This window comes from Campylobacter sp. RM12640 (assembly GCF_020137595.1).
In the GTDB taxonomy this organism is placed as follows: domain Bacteria; phylum Campylobacterota; class Campylobacteria; order Campylobacterales; family Campylobacteraceae; genus Campylobacter_E.
In genome coordinates this window covers 40,586-57,310 of record NZ_JACGAU010000002.1, presented here as the reverse complement: position 1 = coordinate 57,310, position 16,725 = coordinate 40,586, and the positions used below count along the sequence as shown (strand labels likewise).

The window sequence follows — 16,725 nt, the reverse complement described above, 5'->3', positions numbered from 1 at the left end:
ATGAACAAAATAGCTTTAATTGTGTTTTTAGCAAGCTCACTTTTCGCAAATATTGGAAAAATAGTTACATTAAGAGGAGATGTTGTAATTTTAAGTGACAACAAAGAAAGAATTGCAAAAACAAATGATATTTTAGAAGAAAATGACAAAATAATCACAAAAAATAATGCAAAATTACAAATTAAATTCATAGATAATACAATAGTTACGCTAGGTAAAAATACAACTTTAAATATTAAAGATTATGTAATTGATGGTAAAAAATCAAAAGTAAGTCTTGAAGTAAATAACGGACATTTTAAAGTAATATCAGGAAATATTTCAAAAATAGCTAGAAAGAATTTTGAATTTCAAGCAAAAACAGCAACGATTGGAATTAGAGGAACCGTGTTTGTTGGAAGTCTTGGAAAGGTTGATAAAGTAGGTTGTTTAGAAGGTGCAATAGATGTTAAAGTAGGAAATAAAACTTCTTTAGTTCAAGCAGGAAATCAATTAAGATTTGATAATGATAAGGTTATTAAGATTGAAAAGATAGTGCCTAAGGAATTTGAAACTATTAATACAGGTAAAGAAAGTCAAGTAAATACTAAACAATCTTATAAAAATAGCGAAAGTTTTAATGAGTTTTTAAATTCTAAAGAAGAAATGATAAAAGCAAAACAAGAATATTATCAAAATAAAAATTATCAAGATTATAAAAATAATTATAAATACAATAATGAAAGAATAAGGGATTTAGATACTAATTCAATATCTAAAGATATTATTAAAATATGTAATGGCAATACTTATTGCATACAAAATAAAATAAATTATGCAAATAAGGGATATTTAAATGGTAAAGACTATCAAAACAATAGGCAAAGAAATTCTACTTACGGAGTTCAAAAATGATAAAAAAGATTATTTTATCATTTTTAATAAGCTCTCTTGCTTTTGCTAATTATATAGATGAGTTTAATAAGAAAAATTATAAAAAAGCTTTAGAATTAGCTAAAGCTCAATGTGAGATTGATTGTAGTGATGAAAAACTTAACCTAATTTTGGCAAAAAGTGCTGAAAAATTAAAAGATACAAAAGAAGCAATTGCAGCTTACGATAGGGTTTTAATTATTAATGAAAACAATATTGAAGCTAGATTTTCAATAGCTAATTTGTATTATGAAAATAATAATCCAGAGCTTATGAGAGATGAATTAAATTATATGCTAAATAATTTGGATTTAAGTTCTACTCAAAAAGTTAGAATTAATAATATGCTAAATAATTTAGATAATTTGACAAAAGAAGTTGCTAAGCCTTATTTTATAGGACTTAATTTGGGTTTTGCTTATGATACAAACCCGCTTTATGGCAATGATAATTTCACTGATTTTGTTGGTGAGAAGATTAGAAATTTTAAAAATGAAAAAGCAAGTGGTTCTTTAAGTTTTAATTTTAATATAGATGGTGCTTATAATTTAGATTTAGGAAATAATTATTTTGCAGAGCTTTATGCGAGTTTAAATAATAAAAAATATTTAAAAAATAAAAGCGAAAATTATCCTGATTTAAATGTATTAACATTAGCAATTAATCCAAGCTATGTAAGGGATAATCACAAAATTACTCTAAATGCTAGTTATGATTTTGTATTACTTAGAAGAGCTGCGTTTTTGCATAGCTTAAATATGGGTATTAATTATGAAAATAATGTAAATGATAATTATTTATATTTAATTTCTTATGATTTATCTAAAGGAATATTTGCTGATAGTATGGATAAAGATTCTAATTTTATTCATCATTCTTTAGGTCTTAATAATGTTTTTGCATATAATGATAATATTTATTATTTTAATTTAAATTATGATTTAGAAAATGCAAAAGATAGTTTTAGTGCTAATTCTGATTTTAAAAATTATGGTATAAAAATCGGGGCTATTATTCCTATATTAAATAAAGTTAGTTTTAAGCCAAGTTTTGGTTATAATCATACAATTTATAAAAAGGTTGATTCATCTTATTATTCAAAAAGAAAAGATAATGAAATAGTTATTTCTAGTATTTTTGATTATAAATTAGATTATAATCAATCTTTGAGTTTCGCTTTGATTTATGATAAGCAAAATTCAAATCATAATTTTTATGATAGTTTAAATTATACAAGTATGATTAATTATAGATATGAGTTTTAAAAGGAAAATAGTATGAGAAATATTTTATTATTAAGCAGCGATAGATATAAAAACTTAGATTCTTTTGATTGGTGTGCTAGTATATTAAATGATTTTTTTGCTAAAACTAAACAAATAGCTCTAGTTCCTTATGCTCAAGTAATTGATGGATTTGATGAATACGAAAAAACTCTTAAAAATAAAATAAACTCAAAAATAGTTTCTATACACAATGACCCTATTAATATATTAAACGATAGCGATGGGATATTAGTAAGTGGTGGTAATTTATTTGTTCTTTTACATAGATTACAAAAGCTAAATTTATTAGATATTTTAAAAGATAAAATAGAAAATTCTATAACCTATGCTGGTTGGGGTGCTGGGGCTAGTGTATTATCAGAAGATATTAAAACTTGTAATGATTTACCTATATTATATCCTAGTAATTTGCAAGCTTTAGGTATTTTAAAATACCAAATAATCACTGAATATATCCCTCAAGATAGGGAATATTCAATGAAGCTTTATGAATATTTTAAGCTAAATCAAAATTCTTCTGTTTTTGCTCTGCCATATGGTTCTGCCCTTAAAATTCATAATGATAGTGCCTTAGTAATGGGTAATGAAGGGGTTTTAAAATTATCTGAATATTATGAGCAATACTTTAAAATTGGTGATTTTATCAAGCTTTAATACATATTTTTAATCAAAAGAATTTAAATTATGGATTAAATTTTATCTAAAAAGGATTTTTATTATCCGATTTAATATTTTTAACAACATTTATTAAAAAAAGTTTCGTAATATTTCATAAAGGAAAAAAATGATTAAAATTATGAAAACTAAGGCTATTTTAGACTTTAGCCAAGATGAATTTTTACAAACTAATAAAGCTTTAGTATTTGATGAAGAGATTATTAAAATATGTGATTTTAACAAGGCTTTAAGTGAATACAAAAACGCTCAAATAATTGATAAAAGCGAATATATTTTAAGCCCAGTATTGTGCAATTTGCATTCACATTTAGAGTTTTGTCTATCTAAGCTTTATTATGGAGATTTTGCAAAATGGCTTGAGAGCATTATCAAAAATCGTGAAGCGATAAATAAAGATTTATTAAGTAAAGAAATTAATAGACAAATTGAAATTCTAATGCAAAGCGGGGTAGGGTATCTAGGCGAAATTTCAAGTTTTGGAGCAAACCTAGAAATCCTATCAAATAGCAAGATAAAAAGCATTATTTTTCACGAGATTTTAGGTGCTAATGATGAAACTTTAAAAAACAATATTAAGAGTTTTGAAGAGAGATTTTCAAGATTTTCAAACCTTAATAATCATATATCATTGCATAGTCCTTATTCAATTTGCGATAAGACTTATGAATACGCACTTAATTTTGCTAAGAAAAATGATTTATTAATCAGCACACATTTTTTAGAAAGTGCTTATGAAAAGGAGTATTTGCAAGGCAAAAGTAACGCTTTAAGCAATTATTTAGCTAGATTTAATCCTAGTTTAATTACTAAGGATTTTTTAAGTGGATTTGATGATTTAAGAGCTATTTTTACTCATTGTAATTATGTTGATGATTTTAGTATTTTTAAATCTCATCATATAATTACGACTTGTCCTAAATCAAATAGATTTTTAGGCTCTCGTGCAATTAAGCTTAAAAATCTTTTAGCAAATGATTTAAATCTTAGCATAGGCACAGATGGGCTTAGCTCAAATAATAGTTTAAATATGTTTGATGAGCTAAGAGCTTTTATATTTACTCATAATGAATTTGAATTAAACGAATTAGCTTACATAATTTATAAGGCGGCTTGTTTTGATAATTCTCATTTATTTTTAAATGGCTTAAAGCCTTTAAGTAATGGTGCTAAGGCAGATTTTATCTTACTAGATGATTTTGGCTATGATAAGGATAATGTATTAGCTCAAATAATTTTAAGAACGAATAAAATAAAAAATATGTATTTAGATGGAAAGGAAATTATATGAATGTAGTTTTAGCAATGAGTGGTGGGGTTGATAGCTCTTATACAGCTCTTATGCTTAAAGAAAAAGGTTTTAATGTAAGTGGTGTTTATATGAAATTACACAATCGTTTAAACTATCACGAAAAAAATATAGAAAATGGACAAAGAGTGGCTGATTTTTTAGGAATTTCTTATGATATTATTGATTTTACTGATGAATTTAGCAAAGCAGTTTTTAATCCATTTATTAAGACTTATGAAGATGGACTTACTCCAAATCCTTGTGCTTTATGCAATCAAAAAATAAAACTAGGAGCATTATTAGACTATGCTAAAAGCAAAAATGCAAAATTAGCGACAGGACATTATGCTCAAATAGAAAACAATATGCTTAAAAAAGCCGTAGATTTAAGCAAAGACCAAACATATTTTCTAGCAAATGTAAATAAAGAAAGCTTAAATGATGTGCTTTTTCCACTAGGGGATAAATTTAAAAAAGATATAAAAGAACAAGCACTAAAAATCCCTATGTTAAAATCAATCAGCGAACAAAAAGAAAGCTCTGAAATATGTTTTGTAACCACAAATTACACCGATATTTTAAAAGATTATGTAAAAGTTAATCAAAAAGGCTTAGTAAAAAATACTAAGGGTGAAGTTGTAGGAGAGCACGAAGGCTATATGCACTATACTATCGGTAAAAGGCGTGGTTTTAGTGTAAAAGGTGCATTAACTCCACATTATGTATTAGAAATTGATGCGAAAGAAAATGTAATAATAGTAGGTTCAAAAGAAGAATTATTTGTAAAAGAATTTCAATTAAAAAATGTAAATGCTTTTTGTGATTTTGATGAGATTGATTGCAAGGTAAAAATCAGATATAACACTAAAGAAGTGCCTTGTAAATTGCTAAAAAATGAAAAAAGGGTTTTATTAGAAGAAAGTGTATATGCTTTAGCAAAAGGACAATTAGCAGTATTTTATCAAGGTGATTTAGTAGTAGCAAGTGGTTTTATAAATTAAGGATAATTAATGAAGAAGGAATTGGTTTTTAATAGAGAATTATCGTGGCTTAAGTTTAATTCAAGGGTGCTTGATCAGTGCAATAAAAAAATACCCTTATTAGAAAAATTAAGATTTATTAGTATATATTGCACGAATTTAGATGAGTTTTATATGATTAGAGTTGCTGGACTTAAGCAACTTTTTGCAGCAGGAGTAGTGCCACAAAATGAACTACCACCATTAGAGCAATTAAACGCTATTCGTGAATATTTACACGCAGAAAAAGACACTTTAGAACAAAATTATTTTTCTATAATGAGCGAATTAGCAAAAGTGGGTGTGGAGCTTAAAACTTATAATGATTTAACAAGAAATCAAAAAGGCAAAGCTAAAGAATATTTCTTTAGCACCATAATGCCAGTAATTGTTCCTATTGCAGTAGATTCAACGCACCCATTTCCACCACTTAATAATCTATCTTTCTCACTAGCTGTTAAGTTAAAAAGCGAAGATGAAAAGCACGATAAATTCGCTATGGTTAGAATTCCTAGAGTATTGCCTAGATTTTTTGAAGCTGATAGGGGGCTTTTCGTTCCTATTGAAAGCGTGGTAAAAGAGCATTTAGAAGATATTTTCCCAGGTTTTACTATGGTAGAAAGTGCAGCTTTTAGAGTAACTAGGAATGCTGATATTATAATTGAGGAAGAAGAAGCAGATGATTTTATGATGCTACTTGAGCAAGGCTTAAAACTTAGAAGAAAAGGTGCTTATGTTAGAATTCAAATTGAAAGCGGTGCTAGTGAAGAGATTAAAAACTTTTTAAGCATACATTTAAAAGTATTTAATAAAGATATTTACGAATACAAAACCCCATTAGCCCTATCATCAATGCTACAAATTGTAAATAATAAGCAATTAAGTCATTTATGTAATGCTTCTTATGTGCCTAAGATTTTGCCACCATTTGATGAGAATGTAAGTATATTTGAAGTAATTGATAAGCAAGATATTTTATGCTACCAGCCTTATGAGAGTTTTGACCCAGTTGCAAGTTTTATAAAAGAAGCTAGCAAGGATTCAAAAGTAATATCAATTAGAATGACCCTATATCGTTTAGAAAAAAACTCGCAAATTATTAAGGCTTTAATGGACGCAGCTAATGATGGAAAGCAAGTTACGGTTATGGTTGAATTAAAGGCTCGTTTTGATGAAGAAAATAACCTTTATTGGGCAAAAGAATTAGAAAACGCAGGAGCTCATGTAGTATATGGAATAGCAGGGTTTAAAGTGCATGCAAAAATTACTCAAGTAATTCGCCAATTAGACGATGGCACGCTTAAATTCTACGCACATTTAGGCACGGGTAATTATAACGCCGCTACTGCTAAAGTATATACTGATATTAGCTTTTTTACATCTAATTTTGATATAGCAAATACTGATATTACAGCGTTTTTTAACATACTTACAGGCTATTGCAAAAATAAACGCTTAAAAACTCTATCAATGAGCCCGTTTCAGATAAAAGAGCAGATTTTAAAAATGATAAAAACTGAAAGCCTAGCAGGTAAAAAGGGTGAAATTATAATGAAGATGAACTCGCTTGTTGATGAAGACATTATAAAAGCACTTTATGAAGCGTCAAACAAAGGTGTAAGCATTGATTTAATAGTTCGTGGGATTTGTTGTCTTAAACCAAATCTTAAAGGCTTTAGCGAAAATATAAGAGTAAGAAGTATAGTTGGAAAATATCTTGAACACGCTAGGATTTTTTATTTTAAACACGCAACTCCACAATATTATATAAGCAGTGCTGATATGATGCCAAGAAATCTTGAGCGTAGGCTTGAACTAATGACACCTATATTAAATGAGAGTTTGCACGCTAAATTAGCAGAGATTTTAAGACTTCAATTAAGTGATAATCAATTAGCTTACACGCTTGATGAGAATGGAATTTATACCAAGATAGAAAAAGATGAAAAGGCTCTTGATTCTCAAGAAACTTTTGAAAACTATGTAAGTGGAATTTATAAAAGCTTTAAAAAAGGTCGTGATAAAGCAAAAGCAAACCAAATGGCACAAAAATTCTTTAGAGAGAATTAAATATTTTAGGAATTTAAATTCCTAAAATATATTTTTACTAAAATTTATAAAAATTAATTTTATTTTAAGTTTAATATATTATTATTGACAGATTTTTTTGAACTTCACTTATACAATCCCCTTTATTTAAAATTGTTTTCTAATGGCGGTTAGGCCTTACTCTCGTGGGAGAAGGACAATGCGTGATTATTTAACAACTAAAAATCTTAGCAATGATGATTTTTATACGCTTATAAAAAAAGCTTTGTATTACAAACAACACGATGGCTTTTTTAAAAATTATGAAAATCAAATCATAGCTAATTTATTTTTTGAAGATTCTACAAGAACAAGGACAAGTTTTGAAGTTGCTGAGCTTAAGCTTGGCTTTAGAGTGCTTAATTTTTCTGCTAGTAGTTCAAGTGTAAATAAAGGCGAGAGTTTATATGATACTTGTAAGACTTTTGAAAGTCTTGGAACTAGCGTTTTAGTAATTAGACATAAACAAAATAATTATTTTGATGATTTAGTAGGACTTAATGCTAAAGTGGTTAATGCAGGTGATGGAAGTGGAGCACACCCATCTCAATGTTTGCTTGATTTAGTAACGATTTATGAGCATTTTAATACTTTTAATGGTTTAAAAATAGCAATAGTTGGAGATATAAAAAATTCTCGTGTAGCAAAATCAAACAAAGATGCGCTTGAAAGACTTGGAGCTAAAGTATTTTTAGCTGCACCTCCTATTTATCAAGATAATTCTTATAATGAATACTATAAATTAGATGAAATTATAGATGAGGTTGATGTTTGTATGCTTTTACGCATTCAACACGAAAGACACGATAAAAACGAATTAGATTTAGAAAAATATAGAAAATCTTTTGCACTTACAACTAATAATTATAAAAGATTAAAAAATGATGCAATCATAATGCACCCAGCCCCAATTAATCGTGGAGTAGAGATTGATAGTTGTTTGGTTGAATGTGAAAAATCAAAGATTTTTACCCAAATGAGTAATGGTGTATTTGCTAGAATGGCAATACTTGATTATGTGTATGAAAGGATTTAAAATGCTTCTTAAAAATTGTAATGCATTTATAGATAATAAATTTGTTAAAACTGATATTTTAATTGAAGGTAAAAAAATAGTAAAAATAGCTCCTAATATTGATTATAGTGGAGAAATAATTGATGTTAAAGGTAAGCTTGTTAGTGCGGGTTTTGTTGATATTCATCAGCATTTAAGAGAGCCAGGATATTCACACAAAGAGAGCATAAAAACAGGCTCAATGGCGAATGCAAAAGGTGGAATTACTACAGCTTGTGCTATGCCAAATCTAAAACCTGTGCCTGATACTTTAGAGAATTTAAAACTTGAATTAGATTTAATTCAAAAAGATTCTTGTATGAAAGTTCTTCCTTATGGAGCTATTACTATGGAAGAAAAAGGTCAAAGCTTAGTTAATTTTAGCCAATTAGCTCCTTTTGTTTTTGCGTTTAGCGATGATGGAAGAGGTGTTGCAAATGCAAAAATTATGAAAGACGCAATGAAAGAATGTGCGAAATTAAATAAATATGTAATTGCACATTGCGAAGATTTAGACCTAGTTGAAGGCGGTCATATGCACGATGGAGTTCAGTCTAAAAAATTAGGAATTAAAGGAATTTCAAGTTCAAGCGAGAGCGTGCAAGTTGCAAGAGATATGCTACTTTGTAAAGAATGCAATTCAAATTATCATGTATGTCATATAAGCGCTAAAGAAAGTGTTGCGATGGTTGAGTTTGGCAAAAAACTTGGAGTAAATATAAGTTGTGAAGTAACTCCACATCATTTAATTTCTTGTGATGAAGATATTAAAGAAGATAATGGAATGTGGAAGATGAATCCACCTTTAAGAAGCAAAGCTGATAGAGATTATTTAATAAATGCTTTAAATGAAGGCATAATTGAAGTAATAGCAACAGATCATGCACCACATTCAAAAGACGAAAAGCAAGGTGGATTTAATAAGGCTTATTTTGGAATTATAGGAAGTGAGTTTGCGTTTTCATTGCTTTATACAAAATTAGTAAAAACTAATTTAGTAAAACTTGAGACAATTCTAAACGCTTTTAGCACTAATCCTAAAAAAATATTTAATTTAGAAAATGCAGGGGAGCTTAAAGTTGGTTCGATAGCTGATATTGTGGTAATTGATTTAGATAAAACTTGGGAATTAAAAGAAGATGAAATCGTTAGTTTAGGCAAGAATACGCCTTATTTAGGAAGTGTATTAAGCTCAAAAGTAGAGCTTACAATTTGTGATGGAAAAATTATTTTTAAAGGAGAATAAAATGCAAGATGTAAATAAAATTTTAGTTATAGGAAGTGGTCCTATTATAATTGGTCAAGCAGCAGAGTTTGATTATGCAGGAACTCAAGCTTGTTTATCACTTAAAGAAGAAGGTAAATATGTAATATTAATCAATTCAAACCCAGCTACTATTATGACTGATAAAAATATTGCTGATGAGATTTATATAGAGCCAATTACTTTAGAATTTGTAACAAAGGTTATTAAAAAAACTCGCCCTGATGCAATCTTGGCTACCTTAGGCGGACAAGTTGCTTTAAATATGGCAATAGAATTAGATAAAGCAGGGATTTTAAAAGAATATAATATAAAAGTATTAGGTTCTAGCTTAGATACTATTAATAAGGCTGAAGATAGAGAATTATTTAGAGCATTAATGAATGAATTAAATGAACCTGTTCCACCAAGTGTTATTGTAAATAATACAAAGAGTGCAATTTCTTTTGCTAATGAATGTGGTTATCCTGTTGTTGTTCGTCCAGCATTTACTATGGGTGGAACTGGCGGCGGAATTTGTGAAAATGAAGCTGAACTTAAAAAAATAGCTAGCGAAGGCTTAATTTATTCTCCTACTAGACAATGTTTAATTGAAAAATCAATAGCAGGATTTATAGAACTTGAATATGAAGTTATAAGAGATAGAGCTGATAATGCTATATTAATTTGCGATATGGAAAATATTGACCCTGTTGGAATTCATACAGGTGATTCATTGGTTGTTGCACCAACTCAAACACTTGAGCCAAAAATCAAACAACAAATGATAGATGTTGCTATTAAATTAATAAGAGCATTAAAAATTGAAGGTGGTTGTAATGTTCAAATAGCTTTAAACCCAATTACAAAAGAATATTTTATTATTGAAGTAAATCCTAGAGTTTCACGCTCAAGTGCTTTAGCTAGTAAAGCAACTTCATTTCCTATAGCAAAAATCGCAGCAAAAATCGCAATAGGCAAAACTTTAGATGAGATTAAAAATGAAGCAAGTGGCTTAAGCTATCTTGAGTATAAACCAAATCTTGATTATATAGTTACTAAAGCTCCTAGATTTGCATTTGATAAGTTTAAAGATGCTAATCGTTATTTAGGCACTCAAATGAAAGCAACGGGTGAAGTAATGGGCTTAGGAACTAGCCTAGCTGAAAGTATTTTAAAAGCTATTAAATCACTTGAATATGGAATTTGTCATCTAGGTCTTAAAAACGGCGAAACATACACAGATGAAAAAATCAAAAAGCGTTTAATTAAAGCTGGAGATGAAAGAATATTTTTCATAGGAGAAGCTTTAAGGCGTGGAATTAGTGTTGATGAGATTATGAATCTTACTAAAATGCAAAGATTATTTATAGACACATTTAAGCAAATCATTGATACAGAACACGAATTAAAAGAGAAAAAATTTGATATTCAAGCACTTACAAAAGCTAAGCAAATAGGACTAGCTGATAAAATTATCGCACATCGTTGGGAATGCAAGCAAAAAGAAGTGTATGAACTAAGAGCTAAAAATAATATAAGACCTATTTATAAATGCGTTCAGCCGATGGATTATAAAAATCTAATTCCAAGTTTTTATTCAACTTATAATAAAGAATTTAAAGACACAAATGAAATTAGCAATAAGCAAAAAATAATAGTTTTAGGAAGTGGTCCTATTAGAATTGGTCAAGGAATTGAGTTTGATTATTCTAGCGTGCATGCTATTTGGGCTATTAAAGAAATGGGCTATGAAGCAATAATAATTAATAACAATCCTGAAACATTATCAACTGATTATAGCGTAGCTAATAAGCTTTATTTTGAGCCTTTAAGCAATGAAGAAGTTTTAGAAATTATTAATATTGAAAAACCTTTAGGAGTAATTGTTAGTTTTGGTGGTCAAACTGCTATTAATTTAGCTGAGTTTTTAGAAGCAAATGGAGTTAAGATTTTAGGCACAAGTTTAGATAGCATAAATACTGCTGAAGATAGAAAATTATTTGAAAAATTAATGAGTGATTTAGGCTTAAATCAACCTAAAGGAATTACTGCAATTAGTGTTGATGAAGCTATCAAAAATGCTAATTTAATAGGCTATCCTGTATTAGTTCGTCCATCGTTTGTTTTAGGTGGTAGAGCTATGCAAGTTGTATTTAACGATGAAGAACTTAAAAAATATATGCAAGAAGCAACAGAAGTAAGCCTTGATAAACCTATATTAATTGATAAATATTTATGTGGAAAAGAGCTTGAAGTAGATGCTATTTGTGATGGAGAAAATGTTTATATACCAAGTATTTTAGAGCATATTGAAAGAGCAGGTGTGCATAGTGGAGATAGCACAGCAATAACTCCTAGCGTTAGTATAAGTGATGAGGTAAAAGAAGAAATTATTAATTACACTAAAAAACTTGCACTTGCTTTAAAAATCAAAGGACTTTTAAATATACAATTTGTATATTTTGAAAATAAACTTTATGTATTAGAAGTAAATCCAAGAGCTTCAAGAACATTGCCGTTTTTAAGTAAAGTAATTAATAAAAACCTAGCAAATATAGCTTTAAAAGCTGCTTTAGGAATAAGTTTAAAAGAGCAAGGAATTACTAAAGAATTTGAAGAAATACAAGGAATGTATTATGTAAAAGTTCCTGTATTTAGCTTCTCAAAATTATCTTTAGTGGATACAGTTTTAGGGCCTGAGATGAAAAGCACTGGAGAAGTTATGGGAACTAGCACAAGTGCAAACAAAGCACTTTATAAAGGTCTTGTTGCAAGTGGCGTTAGGATAGAAGAATTTGGCGGAGTATTATTTAGTATTGATGATAAAAATAAGGCTGATTCACTTGAGCTTGCTCGTGGATTTATGAACTTAGGTTATAAAATCTTAGCTACTAAAAATACAGCAATTTATTTTAATAATCACGGAATTAATGCAATTAGTGTTAATAAATTAGGCGATGAAGATGACATAATTTCAAAAATTGTTAATGGAGAAATTACATTGGTAATTAATACCCCAAGAGATGCAAAAAATAGCCTTAGTGATGGATTTAAAATAAGACGCGCAGCAAGTGAGAGTAAGGTTGCAAGTTTTACGAATCTTGATATTGCAAAAGCTTATTTAAAGGCTTTAGAAGAAATATCATTAAGCGTGTATTCTTTATAATTTTTAAGAATTTAAACTCATTTTTTGAGTTTAAATTCCTTTTTAATTTTAGTATAAAATAAATATTTTTTAAACTCCTAATCAAGAATGATTATTGCTTAGTCTATGTATTAAATAAAAAAAGTTAAGATTTAAATAAAAATATTTTAAGGAAAACAATGTTATTTACAAGAGCTAGTGAATATGCTTTAATTAGTTTAATTTACATTGCAAAACATAAAAGTCCAATAGATGTAGATACTTTAGCAAGTGAATTAAATATACCAAGAAGCTTTTTAGCAAAAATATTACAAAATTTAGCAAGAGCGCATATTTTAAAATCTTATAAAGGTATTAATGGTGGTTTTATTCTAGCAAAAGAACCAAATTTAATAAATATAAAAGATGTCATAATATCTGCTGAAAAAAAAGAGCCTTTAGTTTTTGAATGCACAGGAGATGATAAGTGTCCTAGTAATAGGCACGATACTTGTAAAATATATCCTATAATTACCAACTTACAAGATAAAATAAATTCTTTTTTAACTGATATTACCTTAGAGCAGATTTTAAAATAATGGCAAAACAAAAAAATACTATGCTAAGCCTAGTAGCTCCTTATTTAGAGCCACTTGTAAAATTTAAAAGTCTTTCTATGGTAGGTTTAATAGTTGCTATTTTAGCAATTATTATCGTTCCTTTACCATCTGGAATACTTGATTTTTGCTTAGCACTTAGTATTGCTATATCGGTTTTGATGATTTTAATAGCTATGTATATTCCAAAACCGACTGATTTGACTACTTTTCCAACATTAATTTTAATAATTACTCTTTTTAGACTAAGCCTTAATATCGCAACCACTAGAATGATTTTAAGCAAAGGGCATGAAGGTCCTGCTGCGGTTAGTGATATAATTGCTAGTTTTGGAGAATTTGTTGTAGGCGGAAATTATGTAATAGGGGTTGTTGTATTTTGTATCTTAGTATTAATTAATTTTATGGTTGTTACAAAGGGTTCAACTCGTGTTAGTGAAGTTCAAGCTAGATTTACGCTAGATGCAATGCCAGGAAAACAAATGGCAATTGATGCTGATTTAAATGCAGGGCTTATTACTGAAGAGCAAGCTAGAGAAAGGCGTCAAGAAATAATAGGCGAAGCGAACTTTTATGGAGCTATGGATGGTTCTTCTAAATTTATTAAAGGTGATGCAGTTGCAGGTATAATCATCACTATTATTAATATAGTTGGCGGACTTTTAATAGGTATGTTTCAGCACGATTTAGAATTAAATGCTGCTGCTTCTAGTTATACTATTTTAACTATAGGAGATGGACTTGTATCTCAAATCCCAGGATTAATCACTTCAACAGCAACAGCTATAATTATTACTCGTGCAAGCAAAGAAGAAAAACCATTTGCTGAAAAATCTTTAGAGCAATTATTTGGAGATTATAAAACTTTATTTATAGTTGGGTTTATTTTGTTCGTATTTGCTTTAGTTCCTGGTCTTCCTACTATTTCACTAGGTTTTATGGCTTTTGTATTTGGTGGGCTTGGCTTTTTACTTATGAAGACTAAAGATGAAGATTTATTAAGTCCTAAACCAAAGCAAAAAGGAGCAGCTCAACAACCAAACACAAGTGGAGCAGCACCAGCTCAAAGCACAACACCACCTAGAAAAAGTGAAGCTGAAATTGCAGCAGAGCGTAAAAAGAAAAACGAAGAAAGCTTAAATCTTGAAATGCTTGAATTACAAATCGGATATTCTTTAGTAAAAGTTGCTGAAAGTGATTTAATAGATAGAATTCCAACAATGCGTCAAACAATAGCTAAAAATCTAGGTTTTTTAATGCAAGATATTAGAATAATTGATAATATTCAGTTAGACCCTAATGAATATGATTTTAGAATTAAAGGAATTTCAATTGCAAAAAATATTATATATCCTGATAAATTTTTAGCAATTGATAATGGTTTTGATGAAACTGATGAAATAGAAGGAATAGAAGTAATAGAACCTGCTTTTGGTTCAAAAGCTATTTGGATTGACCCAAGTGAAAAAAATAAAGCTACAATGAGTGGTTATGTAGTAGTTCATCCTGGTGCAGTAATTAGCACGCATTTAAGTGAATTGGTTAAAGAACACGCAGCCGAGCTTTTAACAAGGCAAGAAGTAAATTCTTTATTAGATAGATTAAAGCTTACTCAAAGTGTGTTGGTTGAAGAAGTATTGAAAATCACTTCAATAGGTCTTATACAAAAGGTATTAAAAGAATTATTAAAAGAGCAAATTCCAATAAAAGATATGATAAGTATATTAGAAACAATATCTGATTTAGTGCCTTATACTCAAGATATTGATACAATAACAGATCATGTAAGAGCTAGTCTTAATAGAGTAATTACTAATATGTATTTAGATGATAATAACAAACTACAATTTTATGCACTATCAATGCAAGTGAATAGGCGTTTATTGGAAATGCTAGTAACTAATAAAAACGGCACAACAACCCTAGCAATAAATACAGAGCAAACCCACGCTTTATATACAGCAATTAGCGATAAAGTAAAAGAGCATTATAATATGCATTCAAATACTTTTATATTATTAGTAGAACCTAGTCTTAGAAGAAAGATAAAAGAGATTTGTGAAAGATTTGGATTAAAACAAGTTGTTGTTCTTGCTTATAGCGAGATTGCAAATAACGCTGATTTTGATAATATAGGTAATGTTGATGCAGCAATTTAGAAAGGAAAATAATGAAAATATATCACCTAAGCCACACTGATTTAGATGGATATGGTTGCCAATATGTGGTAGCTAATTATTTTAAGGATTGTGAATTTTATAATTCTAATTATGGCAAAGAAATTGAAGAAAAATTTGAAGAAATTATGATAAAAGTAGAAGCAAATCCTGATGAATTTGCTCTTATTTTAATAACTGATGTAAATCCTATTGAAAGTGTTTGCGAAGAATTTACTTCTAGGGTTGCAAGGCTAAATCACGCAAAATTATTATTGCTTGACCATCATCAAACAGGCAAAGCTTGTATGGAAAAATATCCTTGGTATTTTTTAGATAGCTCAAGGTGTGCTACTAAGATTACTTATGATTTTTTTAGTAAAATTTTTGGAGAAAATAAAGAACTAAGCCTAATGGTAGATATTATAAATAGCATTGATATTTGGCTAAGTGATAGCAAATATTTTGAATTAGGCAAAATATTAATGCAAATAATTGCTAGTAGTAAGGAGATAAATAGAACTATGTTTGCTAAGCAAAATCACGCTTATATGTTCTTTTTATTAAACAAAGCTAGAGAATATTTTCATCTTGAAAATCCAAATATTGCTTTAGAAGATGCAACTCATAGTATTAAAAAAGAGTTTTTTAAAAATGACAAAAACGATACTTTGTGTAATTTAATAAGCGATTATTTAGTAAGGATTTTAAGCGAAAATAAGCAAGATTATACGATTTATTATAAAGACAAAAAAGGCTTATTAGTCTATGATATAGGAAATGTTAGCGTTATAGGGAATGATTTTTTAGTAAAAAATCCTGAATATGATTTCTTTTTAGAAATTAATCCTGGCAAGAAAATCTCCCTTAGGGCTAATAATAAAATTGATGTTAGCTTATTTGCAAAAACGGCTTTTAATGGTGGCGGTCACGCAAATGCTAGTGGCGGGATATTTACAAGTTATAAAGATAGTAGTGTATATTCTAAGATTTACGAACAAACTAAAACTTATTTGGAGAAATTTAATGAAAAATGAAGAAATTGAAGATTTAATGTATGAGATTGCTCTAATGCACAAAGCTGCTTTGTATTATGCAGGAGTTAAGAAAAACTGCCTAGAAAAGGCTGCATTTACTTATCTTGAGCTAATTGATGAGGCTAAGAGTGAAGATGATTTTGAGCTTATTTTAGAAACTATGGCTTTATTAAAAGACAAACACCCTGAGTTTTTTAACTAAAATATAAATATAATTAGT

General features: G+C 28.6%; 13 protein-coding genes. All 13 read left to right on the top strand.

All coding sequences use genetic code 11. The features are described 5' to 3' along the window. Positions 1-894, top strand: coding sequence for a FecR family protein (locus tag AVBRAN12640_RS01075; RefSeq protein WP_239802741.1), 894 nt, complete (start codon positions 1-3; stop codon positions 892-894). Further along, positions 891-2,177: a porin family protein gene (locus AVBRAN12640_RS01070; protein WP_336608476.1), complete on the top strand. Its 1,287-nt coding sequence runs from the start codon at positions 891-893 to the stop codon at positions 2,175-2,177. The genes AVBRAN12640_RS01075 and AVBRAN12640_RS01070 overlap by 4 nt, the downstream gene beginning before the upstream one ends. Positions 2,178-2,189: 12 nt before the next feature. Next, positions 2,190-2,852 carry a Type 1 glutamine amidotransferase-like domain-containing protein gene (locus AVBRAN12640_RS01065; RefSeq protein ID WP_214116644.1) on the top strand — a complete coding sequence of 221 codons (663 nt, stop codon included), beginning with the start codon at positions 2,190-2,192 and terminating at the stop codon, positions 2,850-2,852. Positions 2,853-2,982: 130 nt separating this feature from the next. Further along, positions 2,983-4,164, top strand: coding sequence for an aminofutalosine deaminase family hydrolase (mqnF, locus tag AVBRAN12640_RS01060; protein ID WP_336607912.1), 1,182 nt, complete (start codon positions 2,983-2,985; stop codon positions 4,162-4,164). After that, positions 4,161-5,165, top strand: a complete 1,005-nt coding sequence (mnmA, locus tag AVBRAN12640_RS01055) for a tRNA 2-thiouridine(34) synthase MnmA (RefSeq protein ID WP_336608475.1) — start codon at positions 4,161-4,163, stop codon at positions 5,163-5,165. The genes mqnF and mnmA overlap by 4 nt, the downstream gene beginning before the upstream one ends. 9 nt (positions 5,166-5,174) lie before the next feature. Beyond that, positions 5,175-7,253: an RNA degradosome polyphosphate kinase gene (locus tag AVBRAN12640_RS01050; RefSeq protein WP_214116649.1), complete on the top strand. Its 2,079-nt coding sequence runs from the start codon at positions 5,175-5,177 to the stop codon at positions 7,251-7,253. A gap of 178 nt (positions 7,254-7,431) precedes the next feature. Further along, complete coding sequence (locus AVBRAN12640_RS01045; protein WP_214120028.1) at positions 7,432-8,307, top strand: aspartate carbamoyltransferase catalytic subunit; 876 nt, start codon at positions 7,432-7,434, stop codon at positions 8,305-8,307. A gap of 1 nt (position 8,308) precedes the next feature. Further along, positions 8,309-9,571, top strand: coding sequence for a dihydroorotase (locus AVBRAN12640_RS01040; RefSeq protein ID WP_214149730.1), 1,263 nt, complete (start codon positions 8,309-8,311; stop codon positions 9,569-9,571). Position 9,572: 1 nt separating this feature from the next. Next, positions 9,573-12,737, top strand: coding sequence for a carbamoyl-phosphate synthase large subunit (gene carB, locus AVBRAN12640_RS01035; RefSeq protein WP_214116655.1), 3,165 nt, complete (start codon positions 9,573-9,575; stop codon positions 12,735-12,737). A gap of 158 nt (positions 12,738-12,895) precedes the next feature. Continuing rightward, a complete protein-coding gene (locus AVBRAN12640_RS01030) occupies positions 12,896-13,294 on the top strand; it encodes an Rrf2 family transcriptional regulator (RefSeq protein WP_214116657.1) in 399 nt (132 codons plus the stop codon). Beyond that, a complete protein-coding gene (gene flhA, locus AVBRAN12640_RS01025; protein WP_214116660.1) occupies positions 13,294-15,471 on the top strand; it encodes a flagellar biosynthesis protein FlhA in 2,178 nt (725 codons plus the stop codon). Before AVBRAN12640_RS01030 ends, flhA begins: the two co-directional genes overlap by 1 nt. Positions 15,472-15,482: 11 nt before the next feature. After that, positions 15,483-16,505, top strand: a complete 1,023-nt coding sequence (locus AVBRAN12640_RS01020; protein WP_214116662.1) for a DHH family phosphoesterase — start codon at positions 15,483-15,485, stop codon at positions 16,503-16,505. Further along, positions 16,495-16,707, top strand: coding sequence for a hypothetical protein (locus AVBRAN12640_RS01015; RefSeq protein WP_214116664.1), 213 nt, complete (start codon positions 16,495-16,497; stop codon positions 16,705-16,707). Before AVBRAN12640_RS01020 ends, AVBRAN12640_RS01015 begins: the two co-directional genes overlap by 11 nt. Positions 16,708-16,725: the final 18 nt, after the last annotated feature.

What these genes read in the sequence shown, in the direction of transcription:
- AVBRAN12640_RS01075 (WP_239802741.1), top strand. Translation starts at nt 1, where the DNA reads ATGAACAAAATAGCTTTAATTGTGTTTTTAGCAAGCTCACTTTTCGCA.
- AVBRAN12640_RS01070 (WP_336608476.1), top strand. Translation starts at nt 891, where the DNA reads ATGATAAAAAAGATTATTTTATCATTTTTAATAAGCTCTCTTGCTTTT.
- AVBRAN12640_RS01065 (WP_214116644.1), top strand. Translation starts at nt 2,190, where the DNA reads ATGAGAAATATTTTATTATTAAGCAGCGATAGATATAAAAACTTAGAT.
- mqnF (WP_336607912.1), top strand. Translation starts at nt 2,983, where the DNA reads ATGATTAAAATTATGAAAACTAAGGCTATTTTAGACTTTAGCCAAGAT.
- mnmA (WP_336608475.1), top strand. Translation starts at nt 4,161, where the DNA reads ATGAATGTAGTTTTAGCAATGAGTGGTGGGGTTGATAGCTCTTATACA.
- AVBRAN12640_RS01050 (WP_214116649.1), top strand. Translation starts at nt 5,175, where the DNA reads ATGAAGAAGGAATTGGTTTTTAATAGAGAATTATCGTGGCTTAAGTTT.
- AVBRAN12640_RS01045 (WP_214120028.1), top strand. Translation starts at nt 7,432, where the DNA reads ATGCGTGATTATTTAACAACTAAAAATCTTAGCAATGATGATTTTTAT.
- AVBRAN12640_RS01040 (WP_214149730.1), top strand. Translation starts at nt 8,309, where the DNA reads ATGCTTCTTAAAAATTGTAATGCATTTATAGATAATAAATTTGTTAAA.
- carB (WP_214116655.1), top strand. Translation starts at nt 9,573, where the DNA reads ATGCAAGATGTAAATAAAATTTTAGTTATAGGAAGTGGTCCTATTATA.
- AVBRAN12640_RS01030 (WP_214116657.1), top strand. Translation starts at nt 12,896, where the DNA reads ATGTTATTTACAAGAGCTAGTGAATATGCTTTAATTAGTTTAATTTAC.
- flhA (WP_214116660.1), top strand. Translation starts at nt 13,294, where the DNA reads ATGGCAAAACAAAAAAATACTATGCTAAGCCTAGTAGCTCCTTATTTA.
- AVBRAN12640_RS01020 (WP_214116662.1), top strand. Translation starts at nt 15,483, where the DNA reads ATGAAAATATATCACCTAAGCCACACTGATTTAGATGGATATGGTTGC.
- AVBRAN12640_RS01015 (WP_214116664.1), top strand. Translation starts at nt 16,495, where the DNA reads ATGAAAAATGAAGAAATTGAAGATTTAATGTATGAGATTGCTCTAATG.